This is a genomic window from Pseudomonas izuensis (genome assembly GCF_009861505.1).
GTDB lineage: Bacteria > Pseudomonadota > Gammaproteobacteria > Pseudomonadales > Pseudomonadaceae > Aquipseudomonas > Aquipseudomonas izuensis.
The window spans coordinates 89,988-97,644 of sequence record NZ_WTFT01000050.1; the positions used below are offsets into that span (position 1 = coordinate 89,988).

9 protein-coding genes are annotated in these 7,657 nt (G+C 56.9%); 8 read left to right on the top strand and 1 reads right to left on the bottom strand.

What is annotated here, in order from left to right:
- The first annotated feature begins 175 nt into the window (after window positions 1-175).
- On the top strand, window positions 176-1,312 hold the full coding sequence (locus GPL81_RS29550) for an acyl-CoA dehydrogenase family protein (protein ID WP_096509140.1): 1,137 nt from the start codon (window positions 176-178) through the stop codon (window positions 1,310-1,312).
- Window positions 1,313-1,415: 103 nt separating this feature from the next.
- Here the strand turns inward: GPL81_RS29550 and GPL81_RS29555 are convergent, their stop codons facing one another.
- Window positions 1,416-2,456 carry an NADP(H)-dependent aldo-keto reductase gene (locus GPL81_RS29555; protein ID WP_160109606.1) on the bottom strand — a complete coding sequence of 347 codons (1,041 nt, stop codon included), beginning with the start codon at window positions 2,454-2,456 and terminating at the stop codon, window positions 1,416-1,418.
- Window positions 2,457-2,702: 246 nt separating this feature from the next.
- On the opposite strand from GPL81_RS29555, the gene rplM reads away from it, so the two are divergent.
- The 7 genes from rplM (at window position 2,703) to GPL81_RS29590 (ending at window position 7,589) form a co-directional block, all read left to right on the top strand.
- Entirely contained in the window at window positions 2,703-3,131 is a 429-nt protein-coding gene (gene rplM, locus GPL81_RS29560; RefSeq protein ID WP_003228062.1) for a 50S ribosomal protein L13, read from the top strand.
- Window positions 3,132-3,145: 14 nt separating this feature from the next.
- Window positions 3,146-3,538 carry a 30S ribosomal protein S9 gene (gene rpsI / locus GPL81_RS29565; RefSeq protein ID WP_003228056.1) on the top strand — a complete coding sequence of 131 codons (393 nt, stop codon included), beginning with the start codon at window positions 3,146-3,148 and terminating at the stop codon, window positions 3,536-3,538.
- A gap of 267 nt (window positions 3,539-3,805) precedes the next feature.
- Window positions 3,806-4,399: a ubiquinol-cytochrome c reductase iron-sulfur subunit gene (petA, locus tag GPL81_RS29570; protein WP_096509142.1), complete on the top strand. Its 594-nt coding sequence runs from the start codon at window positions 3,806-3,808 to the stop codon at window positions 4,397-4,399.
- Window positions 4,399-5,610, top strand: coding sequence for a cytochrome b (locus GPL81_RS29575; RefSeq protein WP_160109607.1), 1,212 nt, complete (start codon window positions 4,399-4,401; stop codon window positions 5,608-5,610). Before petA ends, GPL81_RS29575 begins: the two co-directional genes overlap by 1 nt.
- Window positions 5,610-6,392: a cytochrome c1 gene (locus GPL81_RS29580; RefSeq protein WP_160109608.1), complete on the top strand. Its 783-nt coding sequence runs from the start codon at window positions 5,610-5,612 to the stop codon at window positions 6,390-6,392. Before GPL81_RS29575 ends, GPL81_RS29580 begins: the two co-directional genes overlap by 1 nt.
- A 149-nt stretch (window positions 6,393-6,541) precedes the next feature.
- Window positions 6,542-7,159, top strand: coding sequence for a glutathione S-transferase N-terminal domain-containing protein (locus GPL81_RS29585; protein WP_007989864.1), 618 nt, complete (start codon window positions 6,542-6,544; stop codon window positions 7,157-7,159).
- 16 nt (window positions 7,160-7,175) lie between these two features.
- Window positions 7,176-7,589, top strand: a complete 414-nt coding sequence (locus tag GPL81_RS29590; RefSeq protein WP_096509145.1) for a ClpXP protease specificity-enhancing factor — start codon at window positions 7,176-7,178, stop codon at window positions 7,587-7,589.
- The last annotated feature ends 68 nt before the right edge of the window (window positions 7,590-7,657 follow it).

The following is a 7,657-nucleotide window of genomic DNA, read 5'->3' on the forward strand; positions in this document are numbered from 1 at the left end:
CCGCAAGGGCGTGGAGGCTTGGTTAGACATAATTCAACTTTATTCTTATAGGGGAAAGTGGTCACCAGACGGCTGGATCGTCTTATTTTTTGTCGGATGTGTCCAGTGTCCTGTATCGGACGCGGGGCTTAGTCTCTGAAGGTCAATGACGACAAAAAACAACGACAGGTGCCGCATGATCCCCAGAACCTTGTTCAGTTCCGAGCACGAACTTTTCCGCGACAGCGTGCGAACGTTCCTCGAAAAAGAGGCCGTGCCGTTCCATGGACAATGGGAGAAACAAGGCTATATCGACCGCAAACTCTGGAACAAGGCGGGGGAGGCGGGGATGTTGTGCTCGCACCTGCCGGAAGAGTACGGCGGGCTGGGGGCGGACTTTCTCTACAGTGCGGTGGTGATCGAGGAGGTGGGTCGCCTGGGGCTGACCGGGATCGGTTTCTCGTTGCATTCGGACATCGTTGCGCCGTATATCCTGCATTACGGTAGTGAAACGCTGAAACACAAATACCTGCCGAAACTGGTCTCCGGAGAGATGGTCAGTGCCATCGCCATGACCGAGCCGGGTGCCGGCTCCGACTTGCAGGGGGTGAAGACCACGGCGGTGCTGGACGGTGACGAGTATGTGATCAACGGCTCTAAGACCTTCATCACCAACGGTTTTCTCGCTGACCTGGTGATTGTCGTGGCCAAGACCGATCCGAAGGCGGGCGCCAAGGGTACCAGCCTGTTTCTGGTGGAGGCCGATACGCCGGGCTTCGACAAGGGCAAGCGTCTGGAAAAGGTTGGTATGAAGGCCCAGGATACGTCGGAGCTGTTTTTTCAGGACGTCCGGGTGCCCAAGGAGAACCTGCTGGGCCAGGCCGGGATGGGGTTTGCCTACCTGATGCAGGAACTGCCTCAGGAGCGCCTCACCGTGGCCATCGGCGGCCTGGCTTCAGCCGAAGCAGCGTTGCAATGGACCCTGGATTACACCCGCGAACGCAAGGCGTTCGGCAAGGCGATTGCCGATTTCCAGAACACCCGTTTCAAACTGGCGGAGATGGCCACCGAAATTCAGATCGGCCGGGTTTTTGTCGACCGTTGCCTGGAGCTGCACCTGCAAGGCAAGCTCGACGTGCCCACGGCGGCGATGGCCAAGTACTGGGGTACTGACCTGCAATGCAAGGTTCTCGATGAGTGCGTGCAGTTGCACGGCGGCTACGGCTTCATGTGGGAATACCCGATCGCCCGGGCATGGGCCGATGCGCGGGTGCAGCGAATTTATGCGGGGACCAATGAAATCATGAAGGAGATTATTGCCAGATCTCTGTAGGAGCGAGCTTGCTCGCGATGGTCGCCAACGACAACGCTGATAGCCTGACACCCAGCGGTGTGCTCAGGTTTATCGCGAGCAGGCTCGCTCCTACAGGAGGGGGTTAAGGGGCAGGGTTCGGATGATCCTTGTGAATCGCCTCGATCCCTTCCAGCACTTCCTCCGACAGTTTCAGATCAAAACTGCCAATATTGCTCTCCAGTTGCTCAAGCGTCGTCGCCCCGATGATGTTGCTGGTCACGAACGGTTGTTGCGTGACGAATGCCAGGGCCATTTGCGCCGGGTCCAGACCGTGCGCACGGGCCAGTGCCACATAGCGGCTGCACGCTGCTTCCGACTGCGGGTTGAAGTAGCGGCTGAAGCGGCTGTAGAGGCTCAGGCGGCCTTTTGGGGGGCGGGCGCCACCTTCGTACTTGCCTGACAGGAAACCGAACGCCAGCGGCGAATAAGCCAGCAAGCCGCACTGTTCGCGAATGGCGATTTCCGCCAGGCCGACTTCGAAACTGCGGTTGAGCAGGTTGTAGGGGTTCTGGATCGACACCGCGCGCGGCCAGCCACGGGCTTCGGCGAGGGCGAGGAATCGCATGGTGCCCCATGGGGTTTCGTTGGACAGCCCGATGTGGCGGATCTTGCCGGCCTTGACCTGCTCATCGAGGGCTTCGAGCGTGTCCTCAAGCGGCGTCAGATTGGCTTCGATCTTGTGCTTGTAGCCCAATTGCCCGAAGAAATTGGTGCTGCGCTCCGGCCAGTGCAGTTGGTACAGGTCGATGTAATCGGTCTGCAAGCGCTGGAGGCTCGCATTCACGGCCTCGGTGATGTGCTGTCGATTGTGCCGCAGGTTTTTGTCGCGGATGTAGTCGATGGTGTTGCCGGGGCCGGCGATCTTGCTGGCCAGGATCCAGTCGGCACGATCGCCACGACTTTTGAAATAGTTGCCGATGTAGCGTTCGGTGGTGGCGTAGGTTTCGGCCTTGGGCGGCACTGGGTACATTTCGGCGGTATCGATGAAATTGATCCCGGCGCTCTTGGCCCGCTCAATCTGGGCGAAGGCTTCAGCCTCGCTATTTTGCTCACCCCAGGTCATGGTGCCGAGGCAGATTGCACTCACGTTCAGATTGGTCCGGCCTAGCTGGCGATACTCCATCGGGGAGCTCCTTGGGCAAAACAATCATAAAAGCAGGTTGAAATATTTTTCGCAATCTGCATAATTGCGCACCTCTTTCTGCAGTGGAAGTGATGCGCCGCCGCCGAAGAATCTTGCCGTTGAACGGACGCGCCGACCCGAGCCCCCGAAAGCGTCTGTATCCGGCTGCCTTTGACTTGTCAAAGTACGCACTATTCAGTAAGATCCGCCGTCTAATTTACAGGGCGGCCCCTGAGGCTATAAAGAATGAAAACTTTTACTGCTAAACCGGAAACAGTAAAGCGCGACTGGTTTGTCGTCGACGCTGCTGGTCAGACCCTGGGTCGTCTGGCCACCGAAATCGCGAGCCGTCTGCGTGGCAAGCACAAGCCTGAGTACACTCCTCACGTTGACACCGGCGACTACATCGTCGTTATCAATGCTGAGCAGATCCGTGTTACCGGTGCTAAAACCACTGACAAAATGTACTACTCCCACTCCGGTTTCCCGGGCGGCATCAAGTCGATCAACTTTGAAAAGCTGATCGCCAAGGCCCCTGAGCGCGTGATCGAGACCGCGGTCAAAGGCATGCTGCCTAAGAACCCGCTGGGTCGCGACATGTACCGTAAGCTGAAAGTCTATGCGGGCGCTGCACACCCTCATACTGCTCAGCAGCCCCAAGAACTGAAGATTTAACGGAATAGTTCATTATGTCGGCGACTCAAAATTACGGCACTGGCCGTCGCAAGACCGCAACCGCACGCGTTTTCCTGCGTCCGGGTACTGGTAACATCTCCATCAACAACCGTTCGCTGGATAATTTCTTCGGCCGCGAAACTGCCCGCATGGTAGTTCGTCAGCCGCTGGAATTGACTGAGACTGTCGAGAAGTTCGACATCTACGTCACCGTGATCGGCGGTGGTGTAAGTGGTCAAGCTGGCGCAATCCGCCACGGCATCACCCGCGCTCTGATGGACTACGACGAAACTCTGCGCAGCGCTCTGCGTAAAGCTGGCTTCGTAACCCGCGATGCACGTGAAGTTGAACGTAAGAAAGTTGGTCTGCGTAAAGCGCGTAAGCGTCCGCAGTACTCGAAGCGTTAATTCGCTTCCACGTTCAAAAAAGAACGCCCAGTTTCCTCACGGAGCTGGGCGTTTTTTTGTGCCTGCGATTTATCAAAGAATTGCGCTGTGACAACTTGCCACATCCGTAGAGGCCCTATACTACAAGGCTTGGGAGGAGCGCCCCAGGGTAATTACCTTGTCAGAATTGGGGCTTTTCATTACCATTCGGCAAAATTTTATAAGTACATAGTTTTATTTAGTAGATGCCTGATTTAACAGGCCACAAAGCTGATGGGAGAGGACTGAATGAGCAATGACGGCGTGAATGCAGGCCGGCGTCGCTTCTTGGTAGCAGCCACATCCGTGGTGGGTGCTGCAGGAGCGGTGGGGGCTGCGGTCCCGTTCGTGGGGTCATGGTTTCCCAGTGCCAAGGCGAAAGCCGCAGGTGCACCGGTGAAAGTGAATGTCAGCAAAATCGAGCCAGGCCAGCAGATGATTGCTGAGTGGCGCGGTCAGCCGGTGTTCATCGTCCGCCGTACACAGGAAATCCTGGGGAATCTGAAGAAGATCGAGGGCCAGTTGTCTGACCCGACCTCCAAGAACTCGACACAACCGACCTATGTCGATCCGCAAACCCGATCGATCAAACCTGAAGTTCTGCTGCTGATCGGTATCTGCACGCACCTGGGTTGCTCGCCGACATTCCGTCCCGAAGTCGCCCCCGCTGACTTGGGCAAGGACTGGGTAGGCGGTTATTTCTGCCCTTGCCACGGTTCCCACTACGACCTCGCTGGCCGCGTCTACAAGTCGCAACCTGCGCCTTTGAACCTGCCAGTTCCCCCGCATTCCTATGAGACCGATGAGATCATTGTCATCGGCGTCGATACGGAGAAAGCGTGATGAACAAGTTCATGGATTGGGTTGATGCACGCTTTCCCGCGACCAAAATGTGGGAAGACCATCTCAGCAAGTACTACGCCCCGAAGAACTTCAACTTCTTCTACTTCTTTGGATCCCTCGCGCTGCTCGTTCTGGTCAACCAGATCGTCACCGGTGTCTGGCTGACCATGAGCTACACCCCGTCGGCGGAAGAAGCCTTCGCTTCCGTCGAATACATCATGCGCGACGTCGAGTACGGCTCGATCCTGCGCCTGTTGCACTCCACCGGCGCTTCGGCGTTCTTCATCGTGGTCTATCTGCACATGTTCCGTGGCCTGCTCTACGGTTCGTATCAGAAACCCCGTGAGCTGGTGTGGGTCTTTGGCATGCTGATTTATCTGGCGCTGATGGCTGAAGCCTTCATGGGTTACCTGCTGCCGTGGGGGCAGATGTCCTACTGGGGTGCCCAGGTGATCATCTCCCTGTTCGGTGCGATCCCGGTCATCGGTAACGACCTGACTCAGTGGATCCGTGGTGACTACCTGATTTCCGGTATTACCCTGAACCGCTTCTTCGCGCTGCATGTGGTTGCCTTGCCGATCGTCATTCTCGGTCTGGTGGTGCTGCACATTCTGGCACTGCACGAAGTCGGTTCGAACAACCCGGACGGCGTGGATATCAAGAAGTACAAGGACGAAAACGGTGTACCGCTGGACGGCATTGCTTTCCACCCGTACTACACCGTGAAAGATATCGTCGGCGTGGTGGTGTTCCTGTTCATCTTCTGTTCCGTCGTGTTCTTCTTCCCGGAAATGGGTGGTTACTTCCTCGAGAAGCCGAACTTTGAAGTGGCAAACGCCTTCAAGACCCCAGAGCACATCGCTCCGGTCTGGTACTTCACTCCGTTCTACGCCATTTTGCGTGCGGTTCCGGACAAGCTCTTTGGTGTGATCGCCATGGGCGCAGCCATCGCTGTGCTGTTCGTCCTGCCATGGCTGGACCGCAGCCCGGTCAAGTCGATGCGCTACAAGGGTTGGCTGAGCAAGATCTGGCTCTGGGTGTTCTGCATCGCGTTCGTGATCCTGGGCGTGCTGGGCGTATTGGCCCCGACCCCTGAGCGTACGTTGTTGTCGCAGGTATGTACCTTCCTGTACTTCGCCTACTTCATTCTGATGCCGTTCTACACCAGGCTCGAGAAGACCAAACCGGTTCCGGAAAGGGTGACTGGCTGATGAAAAAACTATTTGCTGTATTGATGCTTGCTGCGCTGCCAGTGTTCGCTTTTGCTGCTGAGCACGGTAGCCCGGAACTGGAAAAAGTCGACATCGACGTTTCCGATAAAGCAGCCATGCAGGATGGCGCGCGTACGTTCGCCAACTATTGCATGGGCTGCCACAGCGCCAAGTTCCAGCGCTACGAGCGTGTGGCCGATGACCTGGGCATTCCCCACGAGCTGATGCTCGAGAAGCTGGTGTTCACCGGCGCCAAGATTGGCGACCACATGAGCATCGGCATGCAGCCGGCTGACGCCAAGACCTGGTTCGGTGCTGCACCGCCCGACCTGACTCTGGTTGCTCGCGTTCGTGGTACTGACTGGCTCTACGGTTACCTGAGGTCGTTCTATGAAGACCCTTCGCGCCCTTGGGGTGTGAACAACAAGGTCTTCCCGAACGTCGGCATGCCTAACGTCCTGGTCGGCCTGCAAGGTCGTCAGGTCGTCGGTTGCAAGCAGGTTCAGATCGTCGAGGACGGCAAGAAGCAATATGATCCGTTGACCGGTACGGCGCTGACTCATGAGGCGTGCGATCAGATGACCATCGTGCCGAAGAGCGGTTCTTTGACCGAAGAGCAGTTCGATGAGAAGGTCAAGAATCTGGTAACCTTCCTGGCTTACTCGGCTAACCCGGTTAAGCTGCAACATCAGCGCATCGGTACGTATGTATTGCTGTACCTGGCGTTCTTCTTCGTATTCGCTTACTTGCTCAAGCGTGAATACTGGAAAGACGTGCACTGATAAAGCTTCAAGCACTTGCTGTTAATCGCGCGCGCCCAAGGGCGTCTCTGAAGGTGTAACGAGCCTGGCTGGCCAGGCGTTACGGGAGGCGCCCTTTGGGCGCGCTCGTTTTCCGCTTTCGATAATGTCTACAAGCGAGGAGGATCGCCATGGGCGTGACCAATCGGTTGGCCTGTTACTCCGACCCCGCCGACCACTATTCCCACCGAGTGCGAATCGTACTGGCAGAGAAGGGTGTCAGCGCCGAGATCATCTATGTGGAAGCTGGCCGTCAGCCGCCTAAACTGATCGAAGTGAACCCTTACGGCAGTTTGCCCACCCTGGTCGATCGTGACCTGGCGTTGTGGGAATCTACAGTGGTGATGGAATACCTGGATGAGCGTTACCCGCACCCGCCGCTCCTGCCGGTTTATCCCGTGGCGCGTGCCAACAGTCGACTGCTGATGCATCGTATTCAGCGGGACTGGTGTGGGCTGGTGGATCTGATTCTGGATTCGCGAACCAAGGAAGCCGCTCGCGCGGTGGCGCGTAAAGAGTTGCGCGAAAGCCTGACCGGCGTCTCGCCTTTGTTCGCCGACAAGCCGTTTTTCCTCAGTGAGGAACAAAGCCTGGTGGATTGCTGCCTATTGCCAATACTCTGGCGATTGCCGATTCTGGGTATAGAACTGCCACGGCCTGCCAAGCCGTTGCTTGATTACATGGAGCGCCAGTTTGCGCGTGAGGCATTCCAGGCGAGTCTGTCTGGTGTCGAACGCGACATGCGCTAAGGCTTAAGGAGCCGCTATGAACTCCAGTCGACCTTATCTGGTCCGCGCGCTCTACGAGTGGATTGTGGACAACGATTGCACCCCGCACATGCTGGTCAATTCCGAATATCCATCGGTCCAGGTGCCGCAAGGTTTTGCCAGTGACGGGCAAATTGTATTGAACGTATCGCCACAAGCCGTGCGCCATTTGCACATGGATAACGAGGCTGTGAGCTTCGAAGGCCGCTTCGGTGGTGTGCCGCATACGCTGTATGTGCCTATCGCATCGATCCTGGGTATCTACGCCCGGGAGAATGGTCAGGGCATGGTGTTCGATCTGGAACCGCCGATGGGCGAGGATGAAGAGATCGAACCGGATGACGATCTTCCGCCACCGGACAGCGAGCCACCGCGCCCAAGCGGCCGGCCAAGTTTGAAAGTGGTGAAGTAATAAAAAAGGCGATCCGGATGGATCGCCTTTTTTATTACTGTAGGAGCCGGCTTGCCGGCGAAGGCGAT

What these genes read in the sequence shown, in the direction of transcription:
- GPL81_RS29580 (WP_160109608.1), top strand. Translation starts at nt 5,610, where the DNA reads ATGAAAAAACTATTTGCTGTATTGATGCTTGCTGCGCTGCCAGTGTTC.
- rplM (WP_003228062.1), top strand. Translation starts at nt 2,703, where the DNA reads ATGAAAACTTTTACTGCTAAACCGGAAACAGTAAAGCGCGACTGGTTT.
- rpsI (WP_003228056.1), top strand. Translation starts at nt 3,146, where the DNA reads ATGTCGGCGACTCAAAATTACGGCACTGGCCGTCGCAAGACCGCAACC.
- GPL81_RS29550 (WP_096509140.1), top strand. Translation starts at nt 176, where the DNA reads ATGATCCCCAGAACCTTGTTCAGTTCCGAGCACGAACTTTTCCGCGAC.
- GPL81_RS29575 (WP_160109607.1), top strand. Translation starts at nt 4,399, where the DNA reads ATGAACAAGTTCATGGATTGGGTTGATGCACGCTTTCCCGCGACCAAA.
- GPL81_RS29555 (WP_160109606.1), bottom strand. Translation starts at nt 2,456, where the DNA reads ATGGAGTATCGCCAGCTAGGCCGGACCAATCTGAACGTGAGTGCAATC.
- petA (WP_096509142.1), top strand. Translation starts at nt 3,806, where the DNA reads ATGAGCAATGACGGCGTGAATGCAGGCCGGCGTCGCTTCTTGGTAGCA.
- GPL81_RS29590 (WP_096509145.1), top strand. Translation starts at nt 7,176, where the DNA reads ATGAACTCCAGTCGACCTTATCTGGTCCGCGCGCTCTACGAGTGGATT.
- GPL81_RS29585 (WP_007989864.1), top strand. Translation starts at nt 6,542, where the DNA reads ATGGGCGTGACCAATCGGTTGGCCTGTTACTCCGACCCCGCCGACCAC.